Below are 17,756 nucleotides of genomic sequence, written 5' to 3'. Positions count from 1 at the left end.
AGGGAGTGTCTTTTTGCTTTGCTATAAATAGAAATAATGAAGCGGCGTTCTTTTGCTTCTTTTCTTTGGTCGCTTATGTGGAAAGAAAAGAAGTCGAATCAAATAAATATTGAGGATAGTGGATATCCTCACCAAAAACTGCAACCTTTTTGGTAAAATGGGAGGATTCCTTTTTTACTAAAAGGGTTGTTCCATTTTTCTGCAAAAAGACTTTCCTGACGATAGGAGGGAGTGTCTTTTTGCTTTGCTATAAATAGAAATAATGAAGCGGCGTTCTTTTGCTTCTTTTCTTTGGTCGCTTATGTGGAAAGAAAAGAAGTCGAATCAAATAAATATTGAGGATAGTGGATATCCTCACCAAAAACTGCAACCTTTTTAGTAAAATGGGAGGATTCCTATTTTTCAAAGGGGTTGTTCATTTTTACAGCAAAATAACTTTCCTGACGATAGGAGGGAGTGTTTTTTTCCTTTGCTAAATTTAGAAATAAACAAGCGGCGTTCTTTTGCTTCTTTTCTTTGGTCGCTTATGTGGAAAGAAAAGAAGTCGAATCAAATAAATATTGAGGATAGTGGATATCCTCACCAAAAACCGCGACCTTTTTGGTAAAACCGGAGTATTCCTTTTTTACCAAAAGGGTTGTTCCATTTTTCTGCAAAAAGACTTTCCCGACCATCGGAAGGGAGTGTCTTTTTGCAGCCGGAATTTAAGGTTGAAAAATTATTAAAATGTTTTGATGGTTTGTTTCTATAATAAATAGGCGACTACTTTTATTTGTAATCGCCTATAGGAATTTATTTTTTAATTAAAATAGAGACTATTGGTTCCAATTTTTGAAAACGAGTCACACAATTCAAATGCTTTCTGAGATTTGGTTTGTGCGGTGCCACCTAATACAATGGATTGCAGTTTGGCCTCATCATCTTTGTAATTGCGTACATTTTGGTAGTAGCCTGTCACAGCGTTGTAAGCGCCAAACAAAGTTCCTTTTGTAGTTTCCATTTGTTGTGTATCGCTGGTCATTGCATAAGCAAAAGCATCTTCAACTGTATTTTTAAAAACGGTGGATAATTCGTTTTCATTACCTTTTTTAATATGCTCTAAAGTTTCTTTATTAGGACAAAGTGCTAACTGTATCAGTTTTTTAATTTCATTGTCATTAATTTTTACTTTTACCCAGTCGTTGAAAATGCCTTCTAATTGGTTACTAAATTCGTTTGCTAAGCCCATTACTTTATGGGCATTTTCCAAACGTTGTTTAGCTCCCGAAGTATGGCGAATACGTACCACATTACTCATATTACGTAGGGAAGCATTTAGTGTATTTTGGCAAACAATTCTAACAGGGGTAAAAGCTGCGGTAATACTTCCGCTACCATCGTGCGATGTGGTGAGGAAAATATATTTTTCTGTTACATCATCGCCATTGCCAACACGAATATAATCAGGCAGTTTTGCAGTAATGAAAATACGCTCTCCATTTCCTAATGCTCCTGCGGTCTCGTATAAGATTCCATCAGTCCCACCTACAATAGCATCAAAGAAACTAAAAGCCTCCCGATTCTGTACAATATGGTAGTCTTTGCCTACTACTCCCAAAACGGTGTTATTGTCAGTGCGCATAGTAGAAAAATAATTAGGTACGTTGAGTTCGTTGTCTCTAATTTCTATGCTGTTTGTATTTTCAATAATATTGGTGCCTTTTGTGTATAGCGGACTTTTGATTACTTCATAATCCAGTCCTGCGTGTTGAATTGCTTCAGCACTTGTGGGATAATCTTGTACAATTTGTCCTAAACCGTGCCATGCTTTTTCGTGAACGCTAAAAAATGAATAACGCCCAGTTCTTTCGTTGAAATTTAAATTGTGTGCCATGATATTGAGATTTTAAAATTTAAAAAATGAGTAAATGAATTGTGTTAGAATGGTAAATCGTCTCCATCTTCCTGATTTGGAGTTTTAGTTTTCTGTTCGTTGGTGCTTGTCTGAGAGTTTTCTATTTTCTTACCGCCTCCATGCAATTTGATAGTTGAGGTATGGAAATTCAAACTTGCCCTTAATTCTCCATTATTGGCTGTCCAAGGTCTTGTGCTGACTCTACCTGTAAGTTCTACCAAAGTGCCTTTAGTTAGTATCTTCGCTACATTTGGGCTTATCCAGTATGAACAATCAAAATAAGATGTTTGTTCTATGCGTTCGCCTTGTTTGTTGCGATAGCTGTCATTAGTAGCTACTGAAAAGTTTACTACTTGTTTGTCTTTTGACGTTGTGCGTACTTCTGCATCCCTTGTCAGTCTTCCGATGATGTTCATAATCTTTACTTTTTAGAGTTAAATTTTGTTTGATTTATTCGGTAATGAGAGGAGGAGCTGTTTCGTTTCACTCTTTTACCATTTTTAATACTATTGTTTTTCATTAATGACATTTTTTTTATTCGTCTAAAGAGCCGGAGTATGCTTTGTTTCGTTTCAGGAGCATAAAAGGTTAGTGTTTAGCAGGAGCAAGGTTTTGTCAAATAAATACAACCCGAATGGGTGGAGATTTTTTGGCAAACCCGTAGGGCACGACCTTGTTCCTGCGTTAAGAACACTGTAATACCTTTGCTCTTGAAATGAAATAAAGCATGCAGGTTCTTGATTAAAAAAGACGTGGAAGTGATGAAATGATGTTGAATGAAATTAAAAAAGTTGTATTGATTAGGTTTGGGTTTTAAATTTTGTGGCTACAGAAGCCACAAAAAAGGATTCTGAAAAAAAAAGTATTGGTGAAGAATGGCTTTTTTCAGAATGCTTTTTAAAATATCCGATAAAGCTCTTTTATGAAGGAGCGAAGCGCATGAATAAATGTGCTTTGAGGATTTATTTCAGATGTAAAATACAGGATTTCGAAATTCTGTTCTAATTTTTTAATAATCAAAAAAAGCATTTGGTTGAGAGTATAAGGTTGCCATATTCAGACAAATAAGTCTTTTTAAAGACACTACCATTATTACGCTATTTAAACATTCTACTTTGGAAAAACTTAAGAGATAAATTGGCAATACGATGGAGAAAAAAGAATTAAAGAAAATTCCAATCGAAGAGGCTATGGAGTTTTTTAGAAAAGAAGGAATGGAGATGGATAGAGAAGAAGCAGAACTTGTTATGGAATTTTTGAATAATCTCACGATGATTGTTATTAGGGAATGCTTTGACGTTGAGTAGTTTATTTCGTATCTTAGCTAATCCCTATTCATTACTCAGTAATTATTATTCAAAAGAGATTAGCTATGAAAAAAGCAGATTTATATATACGTGTGTCAACTGATGAACAAGCAGATAAAGGATATTCACAAAGAGATCAGGAGGAACGCTTAAGACGATTTTGCACAAGTAATAAAATTACAATTGGACAGGTAATTTATGAAGATCACTCAGCTAAAACATTTAATCGTCCACAGTGGACTCAATTATTAAGTAATTTAAAAAAGAAAAGCTCTAAAACGAATCTTATCCTTTTTACCAAATGGGATCGTTTCAGCCGCAATGCAGGTGATGCTTATCAAATGATTAGTATTCTAACTAAACTGGGAGTAGAACCGCAAGCTGTAGAACAACCTTTAGATTTGTCTATTCCCGAAAATAAAATGATGTTAGCAATTTATTTGGCTGCTCCCGAAGTGGAAAATGATCGTAGAGCACTCAATACATTTTATGGAATGCGTAGGGCAAAAAAAGAGGGGAGGGTAATGGGAATGGCTCCATTTGGTTATATCAACAGAAGTAAAGAAGATGGGAAAAAATATATTGCGTTAAAAGAACCTGAAGCTACAAATTTGAGATGGGCTTTTGATGAAATAGCAAAGGGATTTTTTTCCGCAAATGAGATCCGTTTAAAATTAAATACACTAAGTTCAAGAAAGTTGAGTAGAAGTGCTTTTCACGTCGCAATTCGGAATCCAATATATTGTGGCAAAGTATTTATAGAAAAATATAAAGACGAAGAAGCTTATTTTGTGCAAGGTCAACATGAGCCGATTATAAGCAGTGAATTGTTTTATAAAGTTCAAACGATATTAGATGGAAACATAAGACAAGAGCGTCCAAACACAAAATTTCTTACTGACACCAAACTTCCTTTGAGAGGTTTTTTGATTTGTCCAAAGTGCCAACGTAATTTGACAGGAAGTGCTTCAAAAGGACGAAATAATCGTTACTACTATTATCATTGTCTTCCCTCTTGTGGTTTTCGTCAAAAAGCTGAAGTAGCTAATTCTATTTTTGAAGAAGAATTACAGCGTTTAGAACTGAATGAGTCAATGAAAAAGTACTTAAAAAAAATCTTCCTGGATAATTATAAGACTTTTGTAAAAACTCCAATCAATGAGAAAAAGGATATTTCAGATGAAATTGATCAGCTGAATTCCAAGTTATCGATAGCAAGAAATAAATTATTAGCTGAAATTATAGATGATGAAGACTATATTGAAATAAAAAAAGATTTAAAAGAAAAGATTGAAAAACTAGAAGATCAATTAAGTAAAAATGATTTTGAGAGAAAAACTCAAAATATAAATGGATTAATTGAAAAAGGTATTGAAAGTATCACAAACCTAAGTAAACTGTACAATGAAGGAGGAATAAAGACAAAAAGAGATATAATTGGTTCGATATTCCCTGAGAAATTAGAATTTGATGGAAAGACGTATCGAACCACTCGAATGAATGTTGTTGCTTATCGTATCTTTCAGATAAACAATGAGTTATGTGGTAATAAAAAAAGGAGAAACGATTATAAAAATCATTTCTCCTGTCTAGTAGCGAAGACGGGAGTTGAACCCGTGACCTCAGGGTTATGAAATGTAAGGTTTAAGAATTGAAATACTTATAAAACCTTGGCTATTAGTTGTTTGTGTTTTTTTGTGAAAATCGGTTTTTACCATTTTCTTTAGTTTTTATCAGGTGTTTTCCTCAGTCCGTTGATTTTAATTTCGTTTGGTATAATTAATGAAGTTTTGTTTCTGTAAATGAAAGTTTGAAAATCTAGATTTTCATAAAACTAAAATAGATTTTTTCTATTATTGCCTTTACAACTTTAGTCTTAAGAATTTTATAAAATAATTAAGCGTCAATTTTTACTAGCTCGAAATTTAGAAAATAGAAATCAGCTTATAAGTGCTCTAGCGGAAAATATTCCTGTTTATAATACCATTCCTCCTCAACTCTCTTAATGTGGAAATATCCCATCTGAAACATTCTCAGGAAACCCCTTGGATGTAAGCCATAATAAAATTCTTTTTGACAGTCAGAAAATATTAATGATAGTCCTAAACCAGAAAAATATATGTGAAGGTTGTAAATAACATAAATAAAACAAAAACTAATTCCAGATTTATTCCAGTGTTAGGTTTTATTTTTTTTGTATCACATGTTTTCTCATTGGTACTTTATTTTGACTTCGATGTAAGAGCTTGATGTACAAGTGAAACTCCTTATGTAGACTATAATGATAGCTCCTATACTTTATTTTATTTTCATCTTTTTAAGATGCTCCAATATCATTTCAGTGTATTTATTTTGAAGTTTTATATTCGCTTTTGAATTATAAAGATCATTCCATTCGTGGGCATCTTTTTCTAAATCGTAAAATTCGCCTGTGATGATATCAGAACTGTTATAATTGTTTGCGTTATTTTTTCTCATCAAGACTAAAATAAGTTTGTGTTTATTAGTACGCCACATAAATGCTGCTTCGCCTTCTCTTTCATGAAGTGCAGAAAAGCTTCCAGTTCTAGTATTTGATAAAATATTTTCTCCAGGTAATTCTCTTTCTGGTTTTATACCTGCTAAATCTAATAGTGTAGGCATAATATCAATATTTTCTGTTGGTCTTGAATTTATGGAGTTTCGTTTTATAGATTTAGGAAGTGCACTTCCAGCGATTATCATAGGTACACGAACACTTTGATCGTATAAATTATATTTGTTAAATCGATAGTAATGTTCTCCTAACATTTCTCCATGATCAGAGGTGTAAATGATAATGGTATTCTCTAATAATCCTTTTTTTTCTAAAGCTTTTAATGCTCTCCCCATCATATCATCAATCCAAGTAACATTTGCATAATAACGCATAGTCATTAATTTCCAATCTTGTTCAGAAGCATTTTTCCAGTAGTTTTCATACACATCTCTTCTATTTACTCCTGCTGCATGTGGAGAATAATCTTTGTTCCAAGGTGGTTGTTGTGCATATTTTATTTTATTTAAATCATATAAATCTTCATAACCTTTTGGTACATTATGACCTGCATGTGGTTTCATATAGGATAGGTAAAGGAATAAGGGTCTGTCATCCTTTCGATTTTCAATATAATTTAATGTCTGTTTTGTAATCCATCCATCGCGATGGTCTTCTTCTGCTAGTTTACTTGTAAAACCTAAATAGCCAATGTTGTTTTCTTCTCCAGGCCCCATGTTTTCAATTTCCTTGTCATATCTTGCTTTTGCTTCTGGATTGAGTTCTGCCATACTGTGCGCTCCATCTTCTTTTATTTCTGCAACATATCTAGTTTCAAATCCACGAGTATCTGTTTTGTATTTCCCCCAATGTGTTTTTCCAAAACCAGCAGTTTCGTACCCCGCATCTTTAAAATATTGTGCTAGTGTTTTTCCTGGAAGTTTAGTATCTGGAACACCATCACTATTTCTATATACACCAGTTTGATTAGGATATAAACCAAACATGATCGAGTTCCGACTTGGCACACACATTGGTGCTTGGCAAACTGCCTGATTGAAAAACACTCCTTCTTTCGCTAATTTATCTAGTGTGGGGGTAATTACTTGATCGTTTACCATACCTAAGGCATCCCAACGATGTTGGTCATCCATTATAAAAATGATATTAGGTCTTTTTTTTATTTCTGTTATAGTTTTCTTATTTTCGACCTTACACCCTAAAAATATAAATGTTAGTATAGCTAGTAATAGTTTGGGTTTTGTTGAAATCATGATTTTATTTATTATTGTTCCTTTTATTTCTTGCTTGACTTGATTTTATCGTTTTGTTGAAATTAATTGGTATCTGTATTTAAAACGTGCATTTGGTGCGACATCCCCGTGATCATAAAAATTCATAATGTTACCATCCATTTTCACATTGTCCAACCACTTAAATTCTATTTCTTTAATTTCGTTTAAAAACAACAGTCTTTTTGGAATGGCTAATTCTAATTTATTTTCCTTTATATACCATTGTAAATTTTCAATAGTTTCCCAATTCCATCCCGTTGTGTTTTTTTGTAATACGATGTTTTGTGTTTCACGTTGGTTCGTAATTCTATAATTATATCCTTCCCATGAAGGGATATTCTTTTGATTTGTAGTAATCAATAGGGATAAATCCTCTGGCCATTTGTTATTAACAAAAGCATTTTCGATTTCAACATAAAAAAATATGTCATCTGTGTTTTCAGAAATTTTAGAGATTGTAAAATCGTTTCTTCCTGAATAGTTAGTATAAGAGGCTATTCGTCCCCATCCTGGATGATTCCTGTTTTCAATATCTCCTTTATGATCAAAATAGCTATTTTTTACAGATTCCCAATCTTTGAAATCTCCATCAATTTTTATGTTATGGTAATTAGGGTCAAACTCCAATGTCCTTGTCCCTTTAAATTTTCGTATATTATCTACCATTTGATAATAATAGTTATCCTTAAATCCTCCTTTCATAGGTTCGATATCCCTACTAAATTCTTCGTTATATTGATCAACAAAAAAAACATCTCCTTTTTTAATTGTCTTTCCCATCATTTTTTTTGATTTCCCATCACTAAACCGCATGGCTACCCATTCATTCCAACCTGTTATAAAAACAAATTCAGGGTCTACTTTCAAAGCCCTATCCCATTGTTCTTTAAAAAACAATCCTTTACCGGATTGAATACTTTCAGGAGCTGGCTGTACACCATTATGAAAACTTCTTCCAATATTACTAATTGGGTGTTGCGCCGTAGCGACAGAAATTTGTTCAGGTAAGTCTTTAGACTCGTGCCATCCAAAGTTTTGTGGATAATGATCAAGCCAAGGCCATTTATCTTTTCCGTCTGCAAACCATTCTTGTCCTTTTGTCCATGCCCAAGATCTTCTAAAATTAAAGAAGTTTTTGATTTCAGTAGAAAGCCCTTCAGGATTCCCCATCATCAAAGGTTTTCCTTTCCAGTTGAACCATAATTCAGGAAAACTATTTTTTCTGTAAAAATCATTATAGATCTTTTCAGTTGTTTTTATATGATTCGAATTGGTTAAAAATGCAATTTGAGGAACATTCCAACCTTTTGTTTTAAGGGAGTTAAATACTTTACAAATAGTAAGTACTTGTGGTATATAGGCCAAACCATTGGTTACATCAAATACAATGACATCAATGCCAGCATCTGAAAGAAGTTGTGCGTGTTTAGCAATAACCCATTCATCATTTGAAAGATAATATCCAAAATAAGGTTCTCCCCAATGATGAAAAGCTAAGTCTGGTCCAAATTTAGGATTATTAGGATTCTCTTTTAGTATTTTACTAATATCATAAGGACTAATGGTATCCGAAGTTGTTTTGGGATGAACACCTTCATCAGCAAGGGGTTTAGCGTGTTTGTCATAACCATGTGCTCCTAACCAAATGAAATAAAAAATACCAACAAATTTATCCTTTTTTAAATCTCCAGTTTCTTTGTGAAGTGCTAATTCTCTGCCTAGATTATCCCTTCCAGACCAAGTATCAGCATACTGATTTGAAATCAGCTGTTTTGCTTCTTGTGAAATACTCTCAAAACTTAGAAACAAAAAAATGCAACATATTATTTGAGTTTTAAACATAAATTTATTTTTAGATAACCAGTTAGGTGTAATTCTCATTTGAAAATTACACCTAACTGGTTCCGTTTTTTATATTTTTTTAGAAAATGCTATTGGATAATTTTGATTCCCTTAGGAGCATTAATAGTTGTTTTTATTTTTCCATTAGCTTCTCTAATATGACTTACTTTAAGAATCCCTTTTTTGGTTGGAAAAGTTCCTTTTGCATATTTTAAATCTCCTAAATGAGGTTCGATTTTAATGGTGTTTCCACCATCAAGAGATTGTATTCCTAGTACATATTGAGTTAACCAAGGTGTTGGCCCACTTGCCCAACCATGACAAAGACTATGTCTAAATCCAACATAGCAAAATTCTCCAAAATCTCCGTGAATATCTTTTTTATTGGTAGGTGTAACTTCATCGATTCGACCACTATTTGCAACATCCAGAACATCAAAGTCTTCCCAAAAGGTTGTAGCTCCTAAATCGAGCATTCCGCCCCAATATTCTCTTATTACTTTTAATGCTCCATCATAATCACCTGCTTTTGCCATGGCTTCTAAAATGTAATAGCCATAAAAAGTAGACATATTTTCAACCCCATTTTTTTTCAATATTGTAGTGTTTGTATTTTTGGAATCAGCAATATTTGCAATCGACATAAGTGCTGCAGCTTGCTTTGATGTATTCCCTTCAGGTTTGTGTTTTTTTAAGTTTTGAGCAATAAGATTGTATTTATCATGCAATTTTTTATTGCCAAGAGTTTGCATGATATCACTACCAGCTTCAAAAGTCATAATCATCATGGATTGAAGTCCTGCATGAACCGCTTTAGGATCTGTACTTGTAGGCCAATCTAAAAAGCGACCACCATTTAAAATTTCTTTATTGTCTTTATCAATAAATGTGCTTAACTGGTCTAGTAATGTGGTCATATACTTTTCTTGTTCATTAAGGTAAGCCAAATTACCTTGGTAATCGTACCAGCTTTTATGAATAAGAATCCACCACATTGAATAAGAGCTAATTCCGTTCATCCATTCTGGAAGAGGATGTTGGTCTCTTGCTAAATCTAAACTTTTAGGAACAATTTCATTAGCACCAAAAACTGTATTGATAGTCATAACTTCTGGATGCATATCTCCAACCCATACCAAACGGTCTCTTTTGATACCATCCCAAAGATAGTTTTGCATATTCAAATGAACTGTATAAGCACCTGTAGCCCAAATTTCATTTAAACGTTCATCACTACATTCAAAGGAACCTAAGTAAGGTAAGTCTCTATAAATAAAAGCCGCTTCAATTGACTTTATTGGTGCATTTTCATTTCCTTCTACAACATCAATTCTTAGAAAACGAAAACCTGTTTCACCCACTTCAACACTTCCTAACCAAGGAACTTCAACTATGAAATCTCTAAGAGAATGTTCATTTGTAGCATTTTGAGTTCCTCCAATATCAGACATAGCTTCACCAACAGATTCACCGAAGCGTAAACGTAGTTTTAAAGGTTCTTTACTAGGTCTAATACCCATTGAAATCTTTATTCCTCCGTGTATTTCTTTACCGTAATCTAGGACAATAGCGGGTTTGTTTTCCGCTGTACTAATAAATCTAAATAAGTCTTTGTCGTTTACAGCAACTTGTCTGTTTCCCATCTTTAATAGTGCAGATGGGTTTTGAATATTTTTCCCACTGTTGTCTGATTGCCAAATTATTTTTTGTGGAATAAGGTAGGTTTTCACCATATCAGAGGTACTACTAGTACTTTGATATTTTGTGCCAAAAATAGGGGGTAATTGAGCAAAAACGGATTGTGTGAGTAGTACTAAAGTTAAGGTTTTAAAAATGTTTTTCATGTCTATATGGTTCTAATGGTCTGTTTAAATATGTTTTTAAATAACTAAATTATGGTAACCTGAAATTATTTTATAATTTGAATTGTTACGGGGCCTAATAATCCTGAAGAAATTAGTTCTTCTTTTGGCGTAACACTATCCACGTTCAACCAAGTGGTATGTTTTTCCTTGGGAAGTGTCTTATCACCAGTTAGTCGGTTTCGCCAGACATTCACAACTTCAACTTCTATAGTGTTTATTCCATCTTTAAGGGCTGAGCTGGCGTTTAATTTAAATGGAGAAATCCAAACGGTTCCAATGGATTGTCCATTGATTTTTACGGAAGCCATTACACCTACATTACCTAAATCGATAAATACATCTTTAGTCTCTTTGTCTTTTTTATAGTTAAAACTAGAGCTGTAAACGGCGGTACCTGAATAGTATTTAATTTTATCATTCTGACTAGTTATCCAATCTGTCAGTTTTGGAAATTCAATACTTTCTTTTGGACCAATTTCTTTGTTTTTAAAATCTACTTTCCAAGGGTTTTCCAAAGTTTGTGTAATAGTTGAGTTTGGGAAATTTACTGGATATTTATCATCAATTTCTTTTTGTGCAATGTTAGAAAAAACTACAAACCAACTTTGAAGTGCTTTCATTTTAAGAGGGACAATGGTACGTCCGTCTTTTTCAGTAAAATCATTTAAAGTTCTAACCTCTCCAGTCATGGAGTCCCATAATTGTGGTTTCAAACCATTTACTCTAAATGATGGTGCAAAATTAATTTCTTGTTCACTTTGATTCGTCAAAAAGTAAATTTCCATTTCAGATGTGGAACGGTGTGTCCATAAAACAGGAACTTCTGTTTGCAAATCGACATCTTTCGATATTCCAAGTTGACTTAGCGCATCTTGTAATTCTAATCCGTCTGCGATGTATCCTTTGTTGTATTTTTTAAGTTTGTCGCTAGAACTTCCCCACATTTTATTGGCTAGCATTTTCACTTGTGCATCACTTTGTGGGTAGTTTTGTAAACTTGGCGATTTTTCAGGTGCTTGTCCGTAAATTTTACCACCTTGGCTTACTAAAGATTCGATTTTAGTTAGCAATTCAGGTCGCATAGTATCAAATGGAGGTAAAACCATTAGGCTGTATGACATTCCATCAGGCAATACAAATTTCCCATTTTTAACTGATAATCGATTCAAAATTACTTCGGCATTGATGTAATCATAAGAATAGCCTTTTGGCAATTCTGGTTTGCGAACACCAGTCATAATAGGTGTGTTTTCACCAATAAAATAGCAGACATCTGCAGCATAAGTTCCTTGTTGCAAAAGGTGCTGTGATCTTCTTAGGTAGTTAAAGTATTCTTTAGACTTTTTAAACCAAGTGTTGTGACGGTTAAACTCGGTACTAAACCAAGCATTGACTCCTGGAACACGTTTGTCATCTGGTTGATGAATGTATAAATGCAATACAAAATGGTTAATTCCTTCTGTAAATGACCAATCGCCTCTTTTTTTCAACATGGCGGGATGTCTTACATAACTTCTGTTTGCTGCGGTAAATGCTTCTGCAGAAACCATGGGTTTGCCATAAATGTGTGCTGCTGATGAAGCTGATTTACATTCGATATCTCCTAATGTCCCTTCGTTCCAAAATTCACCACTCACTAAATCAGATTGTCCACCATACATTAAAAACTCTGAAGGAAATCCCCAATGGCCATAATTTTCGAGCCAAAGTTTGAGATTGCCATTATTGCTCGCTTCTCTTAAACCACCAGTATATTCATAAGCTACAGCATCAGCCACGGATCTACGCAAATCCCATAAAAATCGGTTTGATTCTTCGACGCTTCCCACAATTCTACCAGAGAATACAGGAAGGTATTTTTTAGGATTGTATCCAAATTTAGCTTCAAACTTAATCGCATAGTTTTCAGTCCAGTTTTGAGATCCCATTTCGTAACTATCTGCAATCACATATTTAAAAGCACTTTTGCTTTCCTCTGGAATGCGTTTAAGCAATTCACCAATATAATTATCATAGTGAAATTTTACTAATTCTTTGTTGGCTTTGTCTACTTCAAATCCTTTTCCTTGTGGTGCTGAAGGAGAGTTTTTTGTTCCCGTAGGAGTCATTCCGTAACGTTGAATCGTCCAGTTTCCTTTTGGGGCATCCCATGAAAGATTGCCATTTGAATCCATTTCATCACTGATGTCAATAACATCATTTGAATTAATTTTAAGGGCATCATCGTCTATTTTTCCTTGAGATTTCCATAAGTAGCTATCCCATGCAGGAAAAGGAGTAGGATGCATTTTTCCTAAGTTTTTCTCTGCATAATCTTCTAATCCAGCCGCTTCAGAAATCAAAATTTCAGCGATACCCATAAACTCTACTTTAGCATTTGGCGCTGTCATTTGTTTAATGATTCTGTTAGGCGTTTTAAAAAGTACTCTAAAGTCATTTGATTTTGTTTCTGGTAAAGAAACAAGAATAGGGGCATATTTATTAGGACCAACACTTTGGTCTAATTTAATTCTATTGATGTTAAAGGTCTTTATTTTGGTGTAAACGCCATTAATTTTTGCCTGTACTTCACATTGTCCTTCAATAGTCGTATTTGAAGGGATAATTTCTAAACTTCGAGCAGTTATTGCTTTTTTTGAAGTAAAAGCTATTTGATAGTTTTCTACTGCTTTAGAAAATAAGGCTACAGTTGTAGTGTCATTATCGATCAAGCTATTTTCGTTTTTGATAGCTGGAGTTACTTTAATTTTTGAATTTTTTAATGAAATTGTTTTTTGTTCTGAGCTAAGGGTTGGGAACGCTAAAACATAAACATCTTGAAATTGTTCAACAGGTTTTATCAATTTAAGCTTGATTTTTTTTCCTCCTTTTGTTTTTGTTTCTGAATAGGTCATATAGCGCATTGCCATTTCTGGTTTAATCCAAGGACCACCTGATTGACTCCATCCAGGACAATTAAAAGCACCGATATCGACTCCAATTCGTTTGCCTTCATTTACCGCATGCACCATATGTTCCCACCAAAGTTCACTTAGCATGGGGACTTTTCCATCTTTTTCTTCTGGATTTATATTTCCTATTAAGGCACCTCCAATACCAGCCTCTTTCATAGCTTCTAGATCTTTTGTTATTCCTTCTTTAGAAATATCATCACCTATCCAATACCAATAGCACCATAAAGTGTTATTGTCTGCAGGGGTTGTAAAACCACTTTTTATTTTTTCAAAGTTGGTTACCTGAGCGTTGATTGAAGTGTTACAATTAAAAAATAGTAGGCTAATTAGTAATTGAATTGTTATTGATATATTTTTTTTCATTTTGATAGAATTTCTGTTTTTTCTTTTAGTATTCTAAGGGTAATTGTATTGTTTTTGATTTTTATGAATTTAAATTTTTTCACCAACTTCTATTGATTACTAGAACTAATGGAAGAGATGTTTTTTTATTTTATAAAGATTTTTGGTTCATTAATTATATTAGTTTTCCCAAAGGCTAAGTAAAAAAAAACAAATATCTTTTTCATCCTGTAGAATCTGCGCTATAGTACTTAGGATGTTGTACGTTACTTTTTAAACAGATTCAACAGGATGCTTTTGTCTTGCTATATAGTTAATATTGATGAAAACTAATGAGACATAGCATGGGTAGCTAATGGTTTTATTGAGATCTAAATAATCATTTTTTTTAGCGTTTTTTAATTTTAATAGTTATGATGAAGTATGTTTTGATTATCGTTTTAGCAAGTTTTTCTATAACTTCTTGTAAAACGAAACCAGAAGAATTGCCGAAAAAACCAAATTTGTTGATTGTCCTTTCTGATCAACATTCCTATGATATGGTTGGGGCTTATGGAAATAAACAAATACTAACACCCAACTTGGATCAATTAGCCAATGAAGGTTTATTGTTGAAAAATTCATTTTCGAATCAACCTGTTTGTACTCCCTTTAGAGGGATGTTAATGAGTGGTATGCAGCCATTAAAAAATGGAGCTTTTATTAATGATGCACCGTTATTACCTAATAAGTCCAAGTTATTAGGTCAAATTTTAAAAGAGAAAGGGTATCAAACTGCTTATATTGGAAAATGGCACTTATTAGGTGGAGAAAGAGATCGGCCAATTCCAAAAGGAGATCTTCGCTATGGTTTTGATTATCTTCTTACGGATAACTGTCATGTGGATTTTAGACCAGGGCAAGCTTTCTTTTGGAATGATAAAAATGAGAAGGAGTTTTTTAAAGAATGGGAAGTTTATGGTCAAACTAAACAAGCTTTAGATTATTTAGATAACATTGATAAATCGAAGCCTTTTGCATTAATTGTTTCCTTACATCCACCACATGATTGGGGCAAATTTATGGGAGAAGACGGCAAAATGCATTATAGATACGATACAATAGATGAACTTATGGATCTCTACGATAGAGATGCTATTAAGTTAAGACCAGGATTAGAATCCACACCAGATAGAAAGCGAATGTATCATGGATATATGGCAATGGTTAGTGGTGTCGATAAAGCTTTCGGAATGTTGATGGATAAATTAAAAGAAATAGGGGTAGAACAAAATACCTTGACAATGTTCTCTGCAGATCATGGTGATATGTTAGAATCTCATAATGCTATTTTACCCAAACAATATCCTCATGATTATTCAAATAGAATTCCATTAATTATTAAATACCCAAAGAAGATAAAGAAGGGAATGACTTCGGACGTTATGTTTGGGGCATTGGATATTATGCCTACACTATTGGGATTTTTGGATATTGAAAGTAATCAAAAGTATGATGGTAAAAATCTATCAAATGCATTGCTAACTAATAAGGTAATAGCTCAAGACTATGTACCTCTTTGGTTATATAAACGTGGAGTTGCAAATAATAATAATTGGCGTGGTGTTGTAACCAAAGACTATACTTTTTCAATGGGAAAAGGGGTTGATTCCATTGCATTAACCAACGTGCTATTTGACCGTAAAAAAGATCCTTATCAATTAAATAATTTGTATCACAATCCAAAATATAAGGAAATTAGAAAAAAACTAGAAAAGTTAACCTATAGCTGGATGGGTTTATATAACGATAAGTTTTATGGCGTTGATGATTTTTTGAGAATTCAACCTAAAGAAACTTGGATGAATAATTACACACAAAGTCCTTATGAACTTTTTCAAAAAGAAAGTGAAAAATAATTCATATTTTATGTTTTTAGTTAAGTCTGTTTTTCTTAGATATTAATTTATGGTTATATAAATCACATCCGCCATATGAAGTTGCCACCATCATGGCTAAATAGGTACATTCATAATAACACAAAAAGTTGTTTTTCAGTAAAATAGGTGTTATTTTAAAAGAAACAAACCCCGAAATTGCTCAAAACGAGTCAAAAACGGGGTTTTCTTTTAAAGTGTGATGGCAAAAATAGTACGTTTAAGCGAATTTACTTCGTCTATTCGGCTAAAGACTCGGGTCAATACAATTTTTCAATTTTTACTATCAATGAAAATTTTGATAGTTTTTACGCCCAATTTTCAAAAACGGATTTGGGTAAAATATACCTTTCAATGCCTTTTTCAGAGCTTAGTCAAGCCTTCAAATTGAAAGATTCTAACAAAGGGACTCATTGTTATTTTAGTCCCAAGGGTAAGATTGCCCTGATGATGTTAAAAAATTACTACGGTTGCTCGGATAAAAAACTTATTGAGCTTTTAAACGGTAATATTTTCATGCAGTTTTTTTGCGACATTCTAATTCCTATAGACAAGCCCCTGACTAATTTTAAAATCGTGAGCCAAATCAGAATGGAACTCTCCAAAGGCTTAAATATTCGAAAGAGTCAAGAAATATTGCCTAAAAACTGGATTCCATTTATGAGTGATTTGGATAAAATTTTTACCGATGCCACTTGTTACGAAAGCGAGGTACGCTTTCCAACTAATCAAAAACTACTATGGGAATGCATACAATGGAATTACAAACAAATGGAAGCCTTATGTGGTAAGTTAAAAATCAAGTTACCAAGAACCAAGTTTTTGGATTGGTGTAGACGCTATAATGAATATTCTAAAAAAAGAAAAAAGCAATCGAAACACCGTACAAAAGTAACCAGAGGACTGCTGAAATTATTGTACAAACTTAACGCTGAACTCAATAAAATTGAGAATCAAAATTATTTTGAAGCTACTAAAAAATACAAAAACCAACGTTCTCTAATCGCTAAGGTGTACCAACAACAGTCTCAAATTTTTAAAACTGGCAAAAGTGTTCCAGATAGAATAATAAGCATTAGTAAAAGCTACATCCGACCTATTGTAAGAGGTAAGGAAGTAAAGCAAGTAGAATTTGGAGCGAAAGTCAACAAAATCCAAATTGATGGCATTAATTTTATTGAACATATTCAATACAGAGCTTTCAATGAAGGTACACGTCTTCAAAGCACAGTTTTTTGCGCTCAAAACTTAACCAAAACAAAAGTAAGAATGCTTGGTGCTAATGCAATTTATGCCACCAATAAAAATCGAACATTCGCCACTTCAAACAACATCCAAACCGATTTTGTACGAAAAGGGAAAGCTGGCAAAAATGAAGAACAGCGTAAAATCTTAGCTAAAGAAATCAAAAAAGAACGGGCCACTCGACTAGAAGGAAGCTTTGGAAAAGAGAAAGAGCATTACAATCTAAAAAAGATAAAAGCCAAAACCCAAAAAAGTGAAATGCTTTGGATTTTCTTCGGAATCCATACAGGAAATGCTCTAGAAATAGGGAAAAGAATTCTCAAGCAGCAACAAATGTTAGCAGCCTAAAAAAAACAAAAAACACCTCCGTGGAGAACGTGTATCTAGTCAATACCTAAAAAAGACTTTTTTGACACATCAGAGTTCGTGAAAAATAAAAATGACCAATTTTGAAACTCAAAATTTGGTCATTTTTTTTATTTCTTGGAAAAAATATGCTTACTTCTGAATGTGCCTAAATAATATTAATTGTTTTTTTACAATACTAAGTGGTAAATAATTTCATAACATATGAGGCTGTC

General features: G+C 33.2%; 10 protein-coding genes. 4 read left to right on the top strand and 6 right to left on the bottom strand.

The genetic code is table 11. The features are described 5' to 3' along the window. Window positions 1–799: 799 nt before the first annotated feature. Complete coding sequence (locus ACNH59_RS01270) at window positions 800–1,873, bottom strand: DUF932 domain-containing protein (RefSeq protein WP_418263648.1); 1,074 nt, start codon at window positions 1,871–1,873, stop codon at window positions 800–802. 44 nt (window positions 1,874–1,917) lie between these two features. Further along, entirely contained in the window at window positions 1,918–2,310 is a 393-nt protein-coding gene (locus tag ACNH59_RS01265; protein ID WP_418263647.1) for a single-stranded DNA-binding protein, read from the bottom strand. A gap of 732 nt (window positions 2,311–3,042) precedes the next feature. On the opposite strand from ACNH59_RS01265, the gene ACNH59_RS01260 reads away from it, so the two are divergent. After that, complete coding sequence (locus ACNH59_RS01260) at window positions 3,043–3,201, top strand: hypothetical protein (protein WP_418263646.1); 159 nt, start codon at window positions 3,043–3,045, stop codon at window positions 3,199–3,201. A gap of 65 nt (window positions 3,202–3,266) precedes the next feature. Then, complete coding sequence (locus ACNH59_RS01255) at window positions 3,267–4,835, top strand: recombinase family protein (protein WP_418263645.1); 1,569 nt, start codon at window positions 3,267–3,269, stop codon at window positions 4,833–4,835. Window positions 4,836–5,499: 664 nt separating this feature from the next. Here the strand turns inward: ACNH59_RS01255 and ACNH59_RS01250 are convergent. The 4 genes from ACNH59_RS01250 to ACNH59_RS01235 all read right to left on the bottom strand — a co-directional run bounded on the left by ACNH59_RS01250 (window position 5,500) and on the right by ACNH59_RS01235 (window position 14,035). Beyond that, the gene (locus ACNH59_RS01250; protein ID WP_418263644.1) at window positions 5,500–6,990 is read right to left on the bottom strand and encodes a sulfatase; all 1,491 of its coding nucleotides are present in this window, start codon (window positions 6,988–6,990) and stop codon (window positions 5,500–5,502) included. Between the two features lie 45 nt (window positions 6,991–7,035). Then, the gene (locus tag ACNH59_RS01245) at window positions 7,036–8,853 is read right to left on the bottom strand and encodes a hypothetical protein (RefSeq protein WP_418263643.1); all 1,818 of its coding nucleotides are present in this window, start codon (window positions 8,851–8,853) and stop codon (window positions 7,036–7,038) included. A gap of 89 nt (window positions 8,854–8,942) precedes the next feature. Continuing rightward, on the bottom strand, window positions 8,943–10,697 hold the full coding sequence (locus ACNH59_RS01240) for a hypothetical protein (RefSeq protein ID WP_418263642.1): 1,755 nt from the start codon (window positions 10,695–10,697) through the stop codon (window positions 8,943–8,945). A 65-nt stretch (window positions 10,698–10,762) separates the two neighbouring features. Further along, on the bottom strand, window positions 10,763–14,035 hold the full coding sequence (locus ACNH59_RS01235; RefSeq protein WP_418263641.1) for a glycosyl hydrolase: 3,273 nt from the start codon (window positions 14,033–14,035) through the stop codon (window positions 10,763–10,765). Between the two features lie 392 nt (window positions 14,036–14,427). Between ACNH59_RS01235 and ACNH59_RS01230 the strand changes: the two genes are divergently transcribed. Then, a complete protein-coding gene (locus tag ACNH59_RS01230) occupies window positions 14,428–15,912 on the top strand; it encodes a sulfatase-like hydrolase/transferase (protein ID WP_418263640.1) in 1,485 nt (494 codons plus the stop codon). Window positions 15,913–16,284: 372 nt separating this feature from the next. Continuing rightward, window positions 16,285–17,523, top strand: a complete 1,239-nt coding sequence (locus tag ACNH59_RS01225; protein WP_418263639.1) for a hypothetical protein — start codon at window positions 16,285–16,287, stop codon at window positions 17,521–17,523. Window positions 17,524–17,756: the final 233 nt, after the last annotated feature.

This window comes from Flavobacterium faecale, assembly GCF_048320115.1.
Classification (GTDB): domain Bacteria; phylum Bacteroidota; class Bacteroidia; order Flavobacteriales; family Flavobacteriaceae; genus Flavobacterium; species Flavobacterium faecale_A.
This window is presented reverse-complemented; position numbering and strand designations above follow the sequence as displayed.